General features: G+C 54.6%; 13 protein-coding genes. 8 read left to right on the forward strand and 5 right to left on the reverse strand.

The window, feature by feature from the left end:
- Positions 1-213: 213 nt before the first annotated feature.
- Positions 214-1,833: an L-aspartate oxidase gene (nadB, locus tag QLG21_RS16200; RefSeq protein ID WP_282484791.1), complete on the forward strand. Its 1,620-nt coding sequence runs from the start codon at positions 214-216 to the stop codon at positions 1,831-1,833.
- Here nadB and QLG21_RS16205 read toward each other — a convergent pair.
- Entirely contained in the window at positions 1,818-2,555 is a 738-nt protein-coding gene (locus tag QLG21_RS16205) for a tRNA1(Val) (adenine(37)-N6)-methyltransferase (protein WP_137849520.1), read from the reverse strand. The genes nadB and QLG21_RS16205 overlap by 16 nt on opposite strands.
- 132 nt (positions 2,556-2,687) lie before the next feature.
- On the opposite strand from QLG21_RS16205, the gene srmB reads away from it, so the two are divergent.
- Positions 2,688-4,016 (forward strand): ATP-dependent RNA helicase SrmB, encoded by a 1,329-nt coding sequence (srmB, locus tag QLG21_RS16210; RefSeq protein ID WP_137849521.1) that lies wholly within the window; start codon positions 2,688-2,690, stop codon positions 4,014-4,016.
- A gap of 54 nt (positions 4,017-4,070) precedes the next feature.
- On the opposite strand, the gene grcA is transcribed toward srmB, so the two are convergent.
- Complete coding sequence (gene grcA, locus QLG21_RS16215; RefSeq protein ID WP_006176733.1) at positions 4,071-4,454, reverse strand: autonomous glycyl radical cofactor GrcA; 384 nt, start codon at positions 4,452-4,454, stop codon at positions 4,071-4,073.
- Between the two features lie 314 nt (positions 4,455-4,768).
- Between grcA and ung the strand changes: the two genes are divergently transcribed.
- On the forward strand, positions 4,769-5,458 hold the full coding sequence (ung, locus tag QLG21_RS16220) for a uracil-DNA glycosylase (protein WP_282484792.1): 690 nt from the start codon (positions 4,769-4,771) through the stop codon (positions 5,456-5,458).
- Between the two features lie 39 nt (positions 5,459-5,497).
- Here the strand turns inward: ung and QLG21_RS16225 are convergent, their stop codons facing one another.
- The gene (locus tag QLG21_RS16225; RefSeq protein ID WP_042320444.1) at positions 5,498-6,628 is read right to left on the reverse strand and encodes a tRNA/rRNA methyltransferase; all 1,131 of its coding nucleotides are present in this window, start codon (positions 6,626-6,628) and stop codon (positions 5,498-5,500) included.
- 193 nt (positions 6,629-6,821) lie between these two features.
- Between QLG21_RS16225 and trxC the strand changes: the two genes are divergently transcribed.
- The 5 genes from trxC to QLG21_RS16255 all read left to right on the forward strand — a co-directional run bounded on the left by trxC (position 6,822) and on the right by QLG21_RS16255 (position 12,544).
- A complete protein-coding gene (trxC, locus tag QLG21_RS16230; protein WP_006176737.1) occupies positions 6,822-7,241 on the forward strand; it encodes a thioredoxin TrxC in 420 nt (139 codons plus the stop codon).
- A gap of 70 nt (positions 7,242-7,311) precedes the next feature.
- Positions 7,312-8,010 (forward strand): tRNA-uridine aminocarboxypropyltransferase, encoded by a 699-nt coding sequence (gene tapT, locus QLG21_RS16235; RefSeq protein ID WP_058610332.1) that lies wholly within the window; start codon positions 7,312-7,314, stop codon positions 8,008-8,010.
- Between the two features lie 35 nt (positions 8,011-8,045).
- Positions 8,046-10,709: a protein lysine acetyltransferase gene (gene pat, locus QLG21_RS16240; protein ID WP_282484793.1), complete on the forward strand. Its 2,664-nt coding sequence runs from the start codon at positions 8,046-8,048 to the stop codon at positions 10,707-10,709.
- A 110-nt stretch (positions 10,710-10,819) separates the two neighbouring features.
- On the forward strand, positions 10,820-12,175 hold the full coding sequence (pssA, locus tag QLG21_RS16250) for a CDP-diacylglycerol--serine O-phosphatidyltransferase (RefSeq protein WP_006176740.1): 1,356 nt from the start codon (positions 10,820-10,822) through the stop codon (positions 12,173-12,175).
- A 45-nt stretch (positions 12,176-12,220) separates the two neighbouring features.
- Positions 12,221-12,544: a YfiM family lipoprotein gene (locus tag QLG21_RS16255; RefSeq protein WP_102890361.1), complete on the forward strand. Its 324-nt coding sequence runs from the start codon at positions 12,221-12,223 to the stop codon at positions 12,542-12,544.
- Here QLG21_RS16255 and QLG21_RS16260 read toward each other — a convergent pair.
- Together QLG21_RS16260 and QLG21_RS16265 are read right to left on the reverse strand one after the other, a co-directional pair.
- Positions 12,541-13,848, reverse strand: coding sequence for an MFS transporter (locus QLG21_RS16260; protein WP_282484794.1), 1,308 nt, complete (start codon positions 13,846-13,848; stop codon positions 12,541-12,543). The two genes, QLG21_RS16255 and QLG21_RS16260, sit on opposite strands and share 4 nt — an antisense overlap.
- A gap of 150 nt (positions 13,849-13,998) precedes the next feature.
- The gene (locus QLG21_RS16265; protein ID WP_058610335.1) at positions 13,999-14,451 is read right to left on the reverse strand and encodes a DUF4385 domain-containing protein; all 453 of its coding nucleotides are present in this window, start codon (positions 14,449-14,451) and stop codon (positions 13,999-14,001) included.
- Positions 14,452-14,620 lie beyond the last annotated feature (169 nt).

Here is a 14,620-nt window from a genome sequence, read left to right on the forward strand (position 1 = left end):
CTTTACCGCTGAAGAGTAACGCAACACGGGTTTTATTTCATCACATAATCTGACGCTAACGATCTGCTTCGCAAAATATTTTCGTTCATTTACCTCCCGTTTACGCCTTGTCACACGTTTAGCCATTGTAACAGTGATTAAAAAAAACGTGCGATATCTCGCAATCGGGTGCTATTCTGGCCTAACCATGTTTAGTAAATTAAACAACACAACATGAACACTACACCAGAACTCCATTGTGATGTACTGATTATCGGCAGCGGTGCTGCGGGACTGTCCCTTGCGCTGCGTCTGGCCGAGCATCAGCGGGTGATCGTACTCAGTAAGGGGCCGATGAGCGAAGGATCGACCTTCTACGCACAGGGTGGCATCGCCGCCGTGTTTGATGAAACCGACAGCATCGCCTCCCACGTAGAAGATACCCTGATTGCCGGTGCCGGGATCGTGGACACCCACGCCGCTGAGTTTGTCGCAAGCAACGCCCGACACTGCGTGCAGTGGCTGATAGACCAGGGCGTGTTATTTGATACCGAAGTTCAACCCAATGGTGAACAGAGCTATCATCTGACCCGCGAGGGTGGGCACAGCCATCGCCGCATCCTTCATGCTGCCGATGCCACCGGTAAAGCGGTCGAAACCACGCTGGTGAGTAAGGCCCTGAGCCATCCCAATATCCAGATCCTTGAGCGCAGTAATGCAGTGGATCTGATTATCTCCGATAAAATTGGCCTGCCCGGCACGCGGCGCGTGGTCGGTGCCTGGGTATGGAATCGTAATAAAGAGAAAGTTGAAACCTGCCGCGCCAAAGCGGTTGTGCTGGCAACAGGCGGGGCTTCTAAGGTCTATCAGTACACGACGAATCCGGACATTTCTTCAGGCGATGGCATCGCGATGGCATGGCGGGCCGGATGCCGCGTGGCGAATCTTGAATTTAATCAGTTCCATCCTACTGCCCTGTACCATCCCCAGGCGCGCAACTTCCTGCTGACGGAAGCCCTGCGCGGCGAAGGCGCTTACCTGAAGCGCCCGGACGGCTCGCGCTTTATGCCGGACTTTGATGATAGAGGCGAACTCGCCCCGCGCGACATCGTCGCCCGTGCTATCGATCATGAAATGAAGCGCCTTGGCGTCGATTGCATGTATCTAGATATCAGCCATAAGCCGCCTGAATTTATTCGCCACCACTTTCCGACAATCGACGAAAAACTGCGGGGTCTGGGTATAGATTTGACCCGCGATCCGGTTCCTGTCGTTCCCGCTGCCCACTATACCTGTGGCGGTGTGATGGTTGACGATCACGGGCGTACCGATGTGGATGGCTTATATGCCATCGGTGAGGTGAGTTACACCGGGCTGCATGGCGCTAACCGGATGGCGTCCAACTCGCTACTGGAGTGTCTGGTCTATGGATGGTCAGCTGCGGAAGATATCACCAAACGCATGCCGTATGCCCGCCAGACGGAGAACTTGCCAGCCTGGGACGAAAGTCGGGTGGAGAATCCGGATGAGCTGGTCGTCATCCAGCATAACTGGCATGAGCTGAGACTCTTCATGTGGGACTACGTGGGGATTGTGCGAACGACTAAGCGCCTTGAACGTGCGTTACGCCGCATCACGATGCTGCAACAAGAGATAGATGAATACTACGCCAACTTCCGCGTATCCAATAATCTGCTGGAGCTGCGCAACCTGGTTCAGGTGGCTGAGCTGATCGTTCGCTGCGCGATGATGCGTAAAGAGAGCCGTGGCCTGCACTATACCCTGGACTATCCTGATGCTTTACCGACATCCGGCCCGTCGATCCTGTCGCCACATACTCACATAAACAGATAAAAAGCCTGGGTCAGGGCAGTGTAATCTTCGGAATAGCGCTGGTCTGGTCCGCGAATCACCATCCGGTCAGTAAAGCACTCCCCTTCTTTCGGGGAGAGCGCCAGCAGCACGCGATGCGGCAAACGCCCTTCGGTATCGGAGATATCAGTCCGCAAACGGAGTTTCCATCCTATCTGCTGCGCTATCTCAATAAAGGTGTTGCCGGTACTTTCCGGCAGTACAACGCAGAAAAAACCCTCTTCCGCGATCAGCTCTGCGGCACTGGTTAGCAGCGCCTTATGATCAAGCGAGCCGGTGTAGCGGGCCTGTTCACGTTCCGGTGTACCGCATTCCACGCCGGGTTCAAAATAGGGCGGGTTGCTGACGATAAGATCGTAACGCGCCGTCTGCTCTGGTGCCCAGGCAAGTATATCAGCACACTTGACGTTAATGCGCTCCGCCCAGGGTGATTCGGCTGCATTTTCACTCGCCTGGCCTGCCGCCTGCGCGTCCAGCTCGACGGCATCAATCGTGACGTGATTTTTGGTACGCTGTGCCAGCATTAATGCCAGAAGCCCGCTCCCGGTTCCGATATCCAGAATACGCGTCGCCTCGGCGACGGGTGCCCAGGCCCCCAGTAAAATAGCATCAGTGCCGACTTTCATCGCGCAGCGGTCGTGAGCAACAAAGAACTGTTTAAATGTGAAACCATCGCGGCGCAATTGCGCTTTGAGTTGAGACATGTTGGGGCAACCTTCTGAACGAAACTGGAGTAGCATAGGGGAAAGCGATGTGGCCGAAAAGCGATATCCATACAAACAGATGAAGATTACAGCCGTAACGTCTATAATCAGCGCCCCACACAGAGGTAGAACATGACTGTAACGACTTTTTCCGAACTTGAACTCGATGAAAGCCTGCTCAATGCACTTGAGAGTAAAGGCTTTACACGCCCGACCGCCATTCAGGCCGCGGCCATTCCGCCTGCGCTTGAAGGCCGCGATGTGCTCGGTTCTGCGCCAACCGGCACGGGGAAAACAGCAGCCTATTTGCTGCCTGTGTTGCAGCACCTGCTCGATTTCCCGCGTAAAAAATCTGGCCCACCGCGTATTTTGATCCTGACGCCAACCCGAGAACTGGCGATGCAGGTTGCCGACCACGCGCGTGAGCTTGCGGCTAATACCCATCTGGACATTGCCACGATCACCGGCGGCGTTGCGTATATGAACCACGCCGAAGTGTTCAGCGAGAACCAGGACATCGTCGTTGCAACGACGGGCCGCCTGCTGCAATACATTAAAGAAGAGAACTTCGACTGCCGCGCGGTTGAAACCCTGATCCTCGACGAAGCCGACCGCATGCTGGACATGGGCTTTGCCCAGGATATCGAGCACATTGCAGGTGAAACGCGCTGGCGTAACCAGACGATGCTGTTCTCTGCGACCCTCGAAGGGGACGCCATCAAAGATTTCGCAGAACGTCTGCTGGAAGATCCGGTAGAAGTGTCTGCTACACCGTCCACGCGCGAGCGCAAAAAGATCCACCAGTGGTATTACCGTGCGGATAATCTTGAGCACAAAATTGAACTGCTCAAGCAACTGCTGAAGCAGGAAGATGCGACCCGTACCATCGTGTTTGTGCGTAAACGCGAGCGTGTGCATGAGCTGGCAGAGATCCTGCGTAACGCCGGGATCAACAACTGTTATCTCGAAGGCGAGATGGCGCAGGTTAAGCGTACCGAAGGGATTAAGCGCCTGACCGAGGGCCGCGTGAACGTGCTGGTAGCCACCGACGTCGCTGCGCGCGGGATCGACATTCCGGATGTCAGCCATGTCATCAACTTTGATATGCCGCGCAGCGGTGATACCTATCTGCACCGTATCGGTCGTACCGGACGTGCGGGCCGTAAAGGTATTGCTATTTCTCTGGTTGAAGCACACGACCATCTGCTGCTGCAGAAAATTGGCCGCTACGTCGACGAACCGCTGAAATCGCGGGTGATTGACGGGTTGCGTCCAACCACGCGTGCCCCGAGTGAAAAAATGACGGGTAAACCGTCTAAAAAAGCGCTCGCGAAGCGTGCCGAGAGAAAAGAGAAAGAAAAAGAGAAGCCGCGGGTGAAGCAGCGCCACCGCGACACCAAAAACGTTGGTAAACGTCGCAAGCCAAGCTCAGCTGCGCCTGAGACGAAAACTGAAGAATAAAAAAAAGCCGGGGAAATCCCCGGCTTTTTTATGCCACCCCCGTGGCTGAGACCCTTACAGACTTTCAGTAAAGGTACGTGCAATAACGTCGCGCTGCTGTTCTGGCGTCAGAGAGTTGAAACGTACCGCATAGCCAGACACACGGATGGTCAGCTGTGGGTATTTTTCCGGATGCTCAACGGCATCCATCAGCGTTTCGCGACGCAGAACGTTGACGTTCAGGTGCTGACCGCCTTCCACGCGCACTTCCGGTTGCACTTCCATCGGAATTTCACGGTATTCGATTTCGCCCAGCTTGTTCACCGGAACGATTTCATCTTCAGCAAAACCGGCTTTTGCTACTACACAGCGTGCTTCATTTTTTTCGCTGTCCAGCAGCCAGAAAGAGTTCAGCAGGTCGTCATTTGCAGCTTTAGTAATCTGGATACCCGTAATCATGTGATGCCTCCCTTAGGCTACATTAACTGGTGTCGGCCTCACGCGGCCAATTGGTAAAACCATTGTTGCTTGTGTGTATATATATCATTCACCCCCGTGAGATTTATTGATTTAAATCAACAAAAACACCAACCACATAAAGAGTGTGGTTTGATTTTATTGTTTTAGATCAATTTTGAACCTTACCATTTCAAACCATGGCATAGACTTTCAAATAAAATTTAAAGGGTTAGCGTGATTTTCCGGCCCGAAATTTTGCTCACCGGGATTTAGCAGTTAAGCTAGGCACAGATGAAAATTCGCAGGAGAGCGAGATGACGACCCCGTTAACGTGGCACGATGTGCTGGCCGAAGAGAAACAGCAGCCCTATTTTATCAATACGCTCAGCACGGTTGCCGCAGAGCGGCAGGCGGGGCAGACGATCTATCCGCCGCAAAAGGATGTTTTCAACGCGTTTCGCTATACCGAACTGGGCGACGTCAAAGTGGTGATCCTGGGTCAGGACCCCTACCATGGGCCAGGGCAGGCGCATGGCCTGGCGTTTTCCGTGCGTCCTGGCGTTGCCATACCCCCTTCCCTGTTGAATATGTATAAAGAGCTCGAAGCGACGGTACCCGGGTTTACCCGGCCAAATCACGGCTACCTGGAAAGCTGGGCGCGCCAGGGCGTACTGCTGTTGAACACCGTGCTCACGGTGCGTGCCGGGCAGGCGCATTCCCATGCCAGCCTGGGGTGGGAAACCTTTACGGATAAGGTGATAAGCCTGATTAACGAGCATCGCGAAGGGGTCGTATTTTTACTCTGGGGATCGCATGCGCAGAAGAAAGGGGTGATCATCGACAGGCAGCGTCATCACGTTCTTAAAGCGCCGCACCCGTCACCGCTCTCTGCCCATCGCGGTTTCTTTGGCAGTAATCACTTTGTTCTGGCGAATGAATGGCTGGAGAAACGTGGCGAAACGCCGATTGACTGGATGCCTGTGTTGCCGGCTGAGGGTGAATAAACATTAAATGTGCCGGGTCAGGCCCGGCACATAAGAGGCTTATGCCTTATTCTGACGCCACCATTCGGCTAGCAATACGCCGGTCGCGACGGACACGTTGAGGCTTTCAACATTACCCGTACCGTCGATGGAGACACTGAGATCGGCGCTGGACAGCGCTGCATCAGACAGGCCATCACGCTCCTGACCTAACACCAGCACCATTTTACGCGGCAGCGTTGCTTTAAACAGCGGCGTAGCGGCATGGCTGGAAGTGGTCACGATGGAGTAGCCCGCTTTGCGGAACTGCTCAATTGCGTCCAGAACGCTGTCGCCGGTGATCGGCTGAACGTGTTCCGCTCCGCCTTCTGCGGTACGGATCGCCGCGCCGGATTCCAGCAGGGCAGCATCCTGCAGCAAAACACCCTTCACGCCGAAGTGCGCGCAGCTGCGCATCATCGCGCCCAGGTTGTGCGGGTTGCCCACATCTTCCAGCGCCAGCACGCAGTCATCCGCTTCAGCCTGGCTAACCCACTGCTGCACGGTAGTACCGTTACGTTTTTTGATCAGGAAGCAGACGCCGCCGTGGTGTTCCGTACCGGATGCTTTCGTCAGCTCGGCATCATCCACCACATGGTAGGCCTTACGGTTTGCCGCCATCCAGCGTAACGCTTCTTTGAAGCGTGGGGTCACGCTCTGGATGAACCAGGCGCGGACGATGCACTCAGGGCGGCTCTGGAACAGGGCCTGACAGGCGTTTTCGCCGTAGACACGGGTCTCTTCTGCACGCTGGCGGCGCAGAACTTCCGGATCGATAAAGCTTTTGCCGCTGATCCCGCCGTGATCGGCTTTCTCTGGCGTCTCTTCGCCAGGTGCGCGCGACACGGTACGCCACGGTGAGGCATTATCACGCGAATAGTCATCACGCGGACGATCGTCGCGAGGGCGGTCATTACGTGGACGATCGCTGCGTGGACGGTCATCGCGTTTGCGATCGTCACGTTTGCGGTCATCGCCGCGGTTATTTCTGTCATCGCGGGCGGGGCGACGGCCACCGTCTGCACGAGAAGACGCCGGACGCCCGCCCCCTTTTCCGGTACGCGGATTTTGGGTGCGTTTATCTGAGTCATCATCACTGCGGACATACATCACTTTGACCTTGCCGCTTTTGTTTTTCATTTCGTCGTTCATGCTTTTCTCCACCAGCGCTGCGCGAAGCGCGCAGATTACCCGATGTGCAAGCTCATAGCCATAATTTCGTACAAAAGCCTGTGACTATTGTTCTCATTGAATAAAACGCATTGTCGTTTCAAACAGGCTCATTGATAATATGTAACATATAAGAAACATTCTCGGCATTCTGCCGCTGTATCAGAGGTTAGTTATGAATACCGTATGTGCCAACTGTCAGGCCCTGAATCGCATTCCGGACGATCGTATTGACGATGCCGCTAAATGCGGACGCTGTGGTCACGAACTGTTTGATGGCGATGTCATTAACGCGACGGGTGCTACGCTGGACAAACTCCTCAAAGACGATCTCCCGGTGGTTGTCGATTTTTGGGCACCGTGGTGTGGTCCGTGCCGTAACTTCGCGCCGGTATTTGAAGACGTGGCGGAGGAACGTAGCGGTAAAATGCGTTTTGTGAAGGTGAACACCGAAGCGGAACGTGAGTTAAGCGCCCGTTTTCGCATTCGCAGCATCCCTACCATCATGATCTTTAAAAATGGTGAAGTGATTGACATGCTGAACGGTGCGGTTCCTAAAGCACCTTTTGAAAGCTGGTTGAACGAGTCACTCTAACATTCCCCGGGGCACATCTTGTGCCCCGCTCCCGCCTCTGCGAAAATAGCGTTTTTCCTGTGTTTCGCCCATGACTGATAACGCTGTCCTGCAACTGCGCGCCGAACGACTCGCCCGCGCCACTCGCCCTTTTCTTGCCCGAGGCAATCGCATTCGCCGCTGCCAGCGCTGCCTGCTTCCGCTCAAGGTCTGCCTGTGCGACACGCTGGCTCCCTGCCCCGCCGAAAGCCGCTTTTGCCTGGTGATGTTCGATACCGAACCCATGAAGCCCAGCAATACCGGGCGTCTGATCGCCGATATCCTGCCCGAAACCGCCGCGTTCCAGTGGTCGCGAACGGAGCCGCCACAGGCGCTGCTGGACCTGGTCGCCCATCCTGACTATCAGCCGATGGTGGTTTTTCCGGCCTCCTATGCCGGAGAACAGCGTGAAGTTCTCTCTGCACCGCCGTCAGGCAAACCGCCGCTGTTTATCATGCTGGATGGCACCTGGACCGAAGCCCGAAAAATGTTTCGTAAAAGCCCGTATCTGGATGCCTTACCGGTGATCTCCGTTGATTTATCACGCGTCTCGGCCTATCGCCTGCGGGAAGCGCACGCTGACGGGCAATACTGCACCGCAGAAGTGGCCATCGCGCTGCTGGATTTGGCCGGGGATACCGCTGCCGCCACCGCGCTTGGCAACCATTTCTCCTGTTTTCGCGAACGCTATCTGGCGGGAAAAACCATTCATAAGGGCAGCGTCACAGCAGCAGAGTCAGAAAGCGTTTAAAATCATCAGGTCGCTTGCATTCACAGGAGAGTTGCATGAGCCAGCGAGGGTTAGAAGCGCTATTACGTCCAAAGTCCATTGCCGTTATTGGCGCCTCGATGAAACCGGATCGCGCAGGTTATCTGATGATGCGCAATCTCCTGGCCGGTGGTTTCAGTGGCCCTGTTCTGCCCGTCACGCCCGCTTATAAGGCGGTTCTGGGCGTGCTGGCGTGGCCCGATGTGCCCAGTCTGCCATTCATACCCGACCTCGCCGTCCTCTGTACCCATGCTAAGCGTAATCTGGAGTTACTGGAGTCGCTTGGGCAAAAGGGGTGTAAAACCTGCATTATTCTCTCGTCTCCTCCTGAACAGCAGGCCGAGCTACTGGCCTGTGCCGGACGCTTTCAGATGCGGATCCTTGGCCCGAACAGTCTGGGCCTCCTTGCCCCCTGGCAGGGTCTGAACGCCAGCTTCTCGCCGGTGCCGATTCGCAAAGGTAAACTGGCGTTTATTTCGCAGTCTGCTGCCGTATCGAACACGATTCTGGACTGGGCGCAGCAGCGGGAAATGGGGTTTTCCTACTTTATTGCGTTGGGTGACAGCCTCGATATTGACGTTGACGAGCTGCTGGACTTCCTGGCGCGTGACAGCAAAACCAGCGCAATTCTGCTCTACCTTGAACATCTCAGCGATGCCCGTCGTTTTGTCTCAGCGGCCCGAAGCGCGTCACGTAACAAACCGATTCTGGTGATCAAAAGCGGACGCAGCCCCGCCGCGCAACGGTTGCTTCATTCCCACTCGGGCATGGATCCCGCCTGGGACGCGGCGATCCAGCGCGCTGGGTTGTTGCGTGTACAGGATACCCATGAGCTCTTTTCCGCCGTTGAGACCTTAAGCCACATGCGTCCGCTACGCGGTGATAAACTGATGATCGTCAGTAACGGCGCAGCGCCCGCGGCGCTGGCACTGGATGAGCTGTGGCTACGCAATGGAAAGCTGGCGACGCTCGGAGACGAGACGCTTCAGCGCCTGCGAGACGCTCTGCCGGCCAGCGTTACCCCGGGCAATCCACTCGATTTACGCGACGATGCCAGCAGCGAGCGATACATCACCGCGCTTTCCATCCTGCTGGATAGCCAGGATTTTGACGCGCTGATGATTATCCACTCTCCCAGTGCGGCAGCGCCAGGTAGCGACAGCGCGCGAGCACTCATTGAGGCGGTAAAACGTCATCCTCGCGGAAAATACGTCACGCTACTGACGAACTGGTGCGGCGAATTTTCGTCTCAGGAGGCGCGACGGTTGTTCAGCGAGGCCGGATTACCCACGTACCGTACTCCGGAAGGCACCATTACCGCGTTTATGCATATGGTTGAATATCGCCGTAATCAAAAGCAGCTCCGTGAAACGCCCGCCCTGCCTGGCAATCTGACGGCTAACGCGGTGGATGTCCATCGACTGCTGCACCAGGCTATCGCGGAAGGCGCAACGTCCCTGGATACCCACGAAGTGCAGCCTATTCTTGGCAGTTACGGTATTCAGACGCTCCCCACCTGGATTGCCAGCGACAGCGCCGAGGCGGTCCATATTGCCGAGCAACTCGGCTATCCGGTTGCCCTCAAGCTTCGCTCGCCCGATATTCCGCATAAGTCAGATGTTCAGGGGGTAATGCTGTATCTGCGAACTGCGGCAGAAGTGCAGCAGGCGGCAGATGCCATTTTCGATCGCGTCAAAATGGCCTGGCCTCAGGCACGGATCCACGGCCTGCTGGTCCAAAGCATGGCTAACCGGGCGGGCGCGCAGGAACTGCGGGTTGTGGTCGAGCACGACCCGGTCTTTGGCCCGCTCATCATGCTGGGTGAGGGTGGCGTTGAATGGCGACCGGAGGAACAGGCCGTGGTGGCACTGCCGCCGCTCAACATGAACCTGGCGCGCTATCTGATCATTCAGGCGATTAAGAGTAAAAAAATCCGTGGCCGAAGCGCCCTGCGCCCGCTTGATATTGCCGGTTTAAGCCAGTTTCTGGTGCAGGTCTCTAACCTAATCGTTGATTGTGCGGAGATCCAGCGGCTGGATATTCATCCCCTGCTCGCCTCCGGAAATGAATTTACCGCGCTTGACGTCACGCTGGATATTGCGCCTTTTGACGGAGACAGTGAAAGCCGCCTCGCCATTCGCCCTTATCCTCTGCATCTTGAAGAGTGGGTCGAGATGAAGAATGGAGAACGGGCGCTGTTTCGCCCTATCCTGCCGGAAGATGAACCCCAGTTGCGGGTCTTCATTTCGCAGGTGACCAAAGAGGACCTTTACTATCGCTACTTTAGCGAAATCAATGAATTTACCCACGATGATTTAGCCAATATGACGCAGATCGACTACGATCGAGAAATGGCGTTTGTGGCGGTTCGCCGGACTGACAGCGGGGATGAGATCCTCGGCGTCACGCGTGCGATCTCTGATCCGGATAATGTGGATGCAGAGTTTGCCGTCCTGGTGCGTTCCGATCTGAAGGGGCTGGGTCTGGGAAGACGACTGCTTGAAAAGCTTATCAGCTATACGCGCGATCATGGATTGTTACGCCTGAACGGCATTACTATGCCAAACAATCGCGGCATGGTGACACTCGCGCGTAAACTCGGTTTTGATGTTGATATCCAGCTGGATGAAGGCATTGTTTCCCTTTCGCTCAGCCTTATATCCGTGGGTAAACAAGAGTAAGCTACTGGAAATGTTGCCCACTTTGGACGGTACTGGTGGTATCATTGCCCGCTTATGTTGTTTGCATGATACATACAACCCTTCAATGAACAGAGAAGAAACGCACTGTGATGTTGTCAAAATTTAAGCGTAATAAACATCAACAACACCTTGCTCAACTACCGAAGATTTCTCAGTCAGTTGATGATGTCGAATTCTTTTATGCTCCCGCTGATTTTCGGGAGACGCTTCTGGAAAAGATTGCCAGTGCGACGCGACGTATCTGTATCGTGGCGCTGTATCTTGAACAAGATGAAGGTGGGCGCGCTATTCTGAACGCGCTCTATGAAGCGAAACGTCAGCGTCCGGAACTGGACGTTCGTGTGCTCGTCGACTGGCACCGTGGCCAGCGCGGGCGCATTGGCGCTGCGGCGTCAAACACCAATGCTGACTGGTACTGCCGCACGGCGCAGGAAAATCCTGGCGTCGATGTGCCCGTTTACGGCGTGCCGGTGAATACCCGCGAAGCGCTGGGCGTGCTGCATTTCAAAGGATTTATCATTGATGACAGCGTGCTGTACAGCGGCGCCAGTCTGAATGATGTCTATCTTCATCAGCTCGATAAGTACCGTTACGACCGCTATCATCTTATCCGCAATCCGCAGATGGCGGACATCATGTTCAACTGGGTTGATAAATACCTTGTGCATGGCCGCGGCGTAAACCGTCTTGATGATCCGCAGCGCCCTAAAAGCCCGGAAATTAAAAACGACGTGCGTTCCTTCCGCCAGGAGCTGCGCGACGCGGTCTATCACTTCCAGGGTGACGCCAATAACGAAGAGCTCTCCGTTACGCCACTGGTCGGTTTGGGCAAATCCAGCCTGCTGAACAAGACTATCTTCCATCTGATGCCGTGTGCAGAGCAAAAGCTTACGATCTGCACGCCCTACTTTAACCTGCCTGCCGTGCTGGTGCGGAATATCATTCAGCTGCTGCGTGATGGCAAGAAAGTGGAAATTATCGTTGGGGATAAAACGGCTAACGACTTCTTTATTCCGGAAGATCAGCCCTTCAAGATCATCGGCGCACTGCCTTATCTCTATGAGATCAACCTGCGTCGCTTCCTGAGCCGTTTACAGTACTATGTAAACACAGACCAACTGGTTGTGCGCCTGTGGAAAGATGAAGACAATAGCTATCATCTCAAAGGCATGTGGGTGGACGATGAGTGGATGCTGCTGACCGGCAACAACCTCAACCCTCGCGCCTGGCGGCTGGATCTGGAAAACGCCATTCTGATCCACGATCCGCAGCACGAACTGGCGGCGAAGCGTGAACGCGAGCTGGAACTGATCCGCACGCATACGACCGTTGTGCGCCATTACCGCGATCTGCAGAGCATTGCGGATTACCCGGTAAAAGTCCGCAAGCTGATTCGTCGCTTACGTCGGATCCGTATCGACCGCCTTATCAGCCGTATTCTGTAATATTCCGGCCCTGTCATCGACAGGGCTTTTTTATGGAGCCTGTTGATGCGTATCCTTCTCCTGCTTATCTCCCTTTGCCTGACCGGATGCAGCCATATGGCGAACGACAGCTGGACAGGCCAGGACAAAGCTCAACACTTTATTGCTTCTGCGATGTTGTCCGCTGCGGGTAATGAAGTCGCGCAGCACCAGGGTTACAGCCGGGATCGCAGTGCAGCCATCGGATTGATGTTCTCCGTCAGCCTTGGCGCATCTAAAGAGCTTTGGGACAGTCGTCCGGGGGGAACCGGCTGGAGCTGGAAAGATTTTGCCTGGGACGTAGCCGGTGCAACAACCGGCTACGCGGTATGGCAGATGGCCCATTATTAAAGGCGAATACCCTTACCCTTGCGATGCAGCATCAGGGAGACGATAAAGGCCAACGCCCCCATTACGGTGACATACCAGAAGAACGTTGTCTCACTGCCCCACGATTTAAGCGACAGCGCGACGTACTCCGCTGACCCACCAAATAGCGCGTTAGCCACCGCATACGACAGCCCTACCCCGAGCGCCCTGACCTGGGCCGGGAACATCTCTGCTTTCAATATCCCGCTGATTGACGTGTAAAAACTGACGATGACCAGTGCAATCATGATCAGTCCAAAAGCAGCATAAGGTGAGGTGGTATGCTGCAGCGCACTTAATAGCGGGACGGTACCGAGCGTCAGTAAACTGCCAAAAATGAGCATTGAGGTTCGGCGGCCTATCTTATCGGATAGCGCACCGATAGCAGGCTGAATAAGCATAAAGACCAGCAGGGCGACGGTCATGACCACGCTTGCCACGTTAGCGTGCATGCCGGAGGTATTGACCAGATACTTTTGCATATAAGTGGTAAAGGTGTAGAAGCTCAACGACCCCGCGGCGGTAAAACCGAGCACCATTAAAAAGGCTTTACGGTTACGCCACAGCCCTTTGAGAGACCCGGCCTCTTTCAGTGTCCTGACCTCTTGTTGAGAGGTTTCATCCAGCTGGCGGCGCAGCCAGAGAGCCACAACCGCCAGAGCGGCCCCCATCGCAAACGGGATGCGCCAGCCCCAGGCGCGAAGATCTGCATCGCTGAGAATATGTTGAAGCATCACCACAACGAGCAGAGCAAGCAGTTGCCCGCCGATTAGCGTGACATACTGGAATGAAGCATAGAAACCTTTGCGCCCTTCAACAGCGACTTCACTCATGTATGTCGCGCTGGTGCCGTACTCGCCGCCAACAGAAAGTCCCTGGAACAGACGAGCCAGCAGGAGCAACGCGGGTGCCCAGGTGCCGATTACGTTATATCCGGGCAGGCAGGCAATGACCAGCGAACCCACGCACATCATGCAGACCGATATGAGCATTGAGGTCTTTCGCCCTTTCCTGTCGGCGATACGGCCGAACAACCACCCGCCAATTGGACGCATCAAAAACCCGGCGGCAAAGACGCCTGCGGTTTGCAGAAGCTGTGTGGTGGTATTACCGGATGGGAAAAAGATATGCGCGAAGTAGAGAGAGCAGAATGAATAAACGTAAAAATCGAACCACTCTACCAGGTTCCCCGATGAAGCCCCAACAATTGCCCAAACCCGACGGCGTGTATCTTTCGCCGTTAAGTTTGTGTTTTCCGTATCTGTACTTGCTACGGTTTCTGTCATTTTAAATCCCCTGTCTCACATTGCGGGCCAGTGCCCACCCACAGTAAAACCGGATTTAAAACGAACCGTTAGGTAAAAGAAATGTTTCCAATATGTTTCATTAAGTTTTGTGAAGTTGATCAGATATTGAATTATTAGCGAACGTAGTAATTATCCCCACTTACGTTGATGCGCTTTTTTCCTCTGCAAATAATCGTCGTCCTCACGGATCTTATCCCACCACACTTTGAATACCGCAGCGGCTTCAGCTTTTACCGGATCGTGATCGAGGGGTTTGACCTGACGCTCCTCATCGTACTTTTTACCGCCTTTATGGTTGGCATATCGACGGGCGCGCGTATAGCCCATCTGAATGAATTTTCGAGCCATATCCATGCCAACAAAGTCGTTCTGCTGGCGGTATTCTTCAAACAGGGCATATATCTCTTTTGCAGAACGCGCCGCCACTTCAGCATTTTTGTAGCGCCAGTGAGGAAGGATTTCGCTTTTATAAGGCTCGACCATCAAAACGCCCTGTTCACCCCGGCCAACCTGGTACAGTTCGGGACGTTCGCGAAAATTAATGTTGGCAAAATCTTGCTGATAATCAAATGGACGGGTCAAAGCGGCACCATTGTTAAAGTCTTTTTAACAATTTTAGACGGCAATGAAGAAAAGGTGTTGAGGTTTTTTGGGGTACAAAAACGCAAAAAGGCCATCCTTCCGGATGGCCTTTTTACTTGTTTGATGCCTGGCAGTTCCCTACTCTCACATGGGGAGACCCCACACTACC

Origin of the sequence: Enterobacter sp. V87_3 (genome assembly GCF_029967835.1) — a bacterium.
GTDB classification, from domain to species: Bacteria; Pseudomonadota; Gammaproteobacteria; order Enterobacterales; family Enterobacteriaceae; genus Enterobacter; species Enterobacter cancerogenus.

Excerpts from the sequence above, each read along its gene's own strand:
- QLG21_RS16205 (WP_137849520.1), bottom strand. The coding sequence starts at position 2,555 with ATGTCTCAACTCAAAGCGCAATTGCGCCGCGATGGTTTCACATTTAAA.
- tapT (WP_058610332.1), top strand. The coding sequence starts at position 7,312 with ATGACTGATAACGCTGTCCTGCAACTGCGCGCCGAACGACTCGCCCGC.
- QLG21_RS16255 (WP_102890361.1), top strand. The coding sequence starts at position 12,221 with ATGCGTATCCTTCTCCTGCTTATCTCCCTTTGCCTGACCGGATGCAGC.
- ung (WP_282484792.1), top strand. The coding sequence starts at position 4,769 with ATGACGACCCCGTTAACGTGGCACGATGTGCTGGCCGAAGAGAAACAG.
- pat (WP_282484793.1), top strand. The coding sequence starts at position 8,046 with ATGAGCCAGCGAGGGTTAGAAGCGCTATTACGTCCAAAGTCCATTGCC.
- nadB (WP_282484791.1), top strand. The coding sequence starts at position 214 with ATGAACACTACACCAGAACTCCATTGTGATGTACTGATTATCGGCAGC.
- trxC (WP_006176737.1), top strand. The coding sequence starts at position 6,822 with ATGAATACCGTATGTGCCAACTGTCAGGCCCTGAATCGCATTCCGGAC.
- grcA (WP_006176733.1), bottom strand. The coding sequence starts at position 4,454 with ATGATTACGGGTATCCAGATTACTAAAGCTGCAAATGACGACCTGCTG.
- QLG21_RS16225 (WP_042320444.1), bottom strand. The coding sequence starts at position 6,628 with ATGAACGACGAAATGAAAAACAAAAGCGGCAAGGTCAAAGTGATGTAT.
- QLG21_RS16260 (WP_282484794.1), bottom strand. The coding sequence starts at position 13,848 with ATGACAGAAACCGTAGCAAGTACAGATACGGAAAACACAAACTTAACG.
- pssA (WP_006176740.1), top strand. The coding sequence starts at position 10,820 with ATGTTGTCAAAATTTAAGCGTAATAAACATCAACAACACCTTGCTCAA.
- srmB (WP_137849521.1), top strand. The coding sequence starts at position 2,688 with ATGACTGTAACGACTTTTTCCGAACTTGAACTCGATGAAAGCCTGCTC.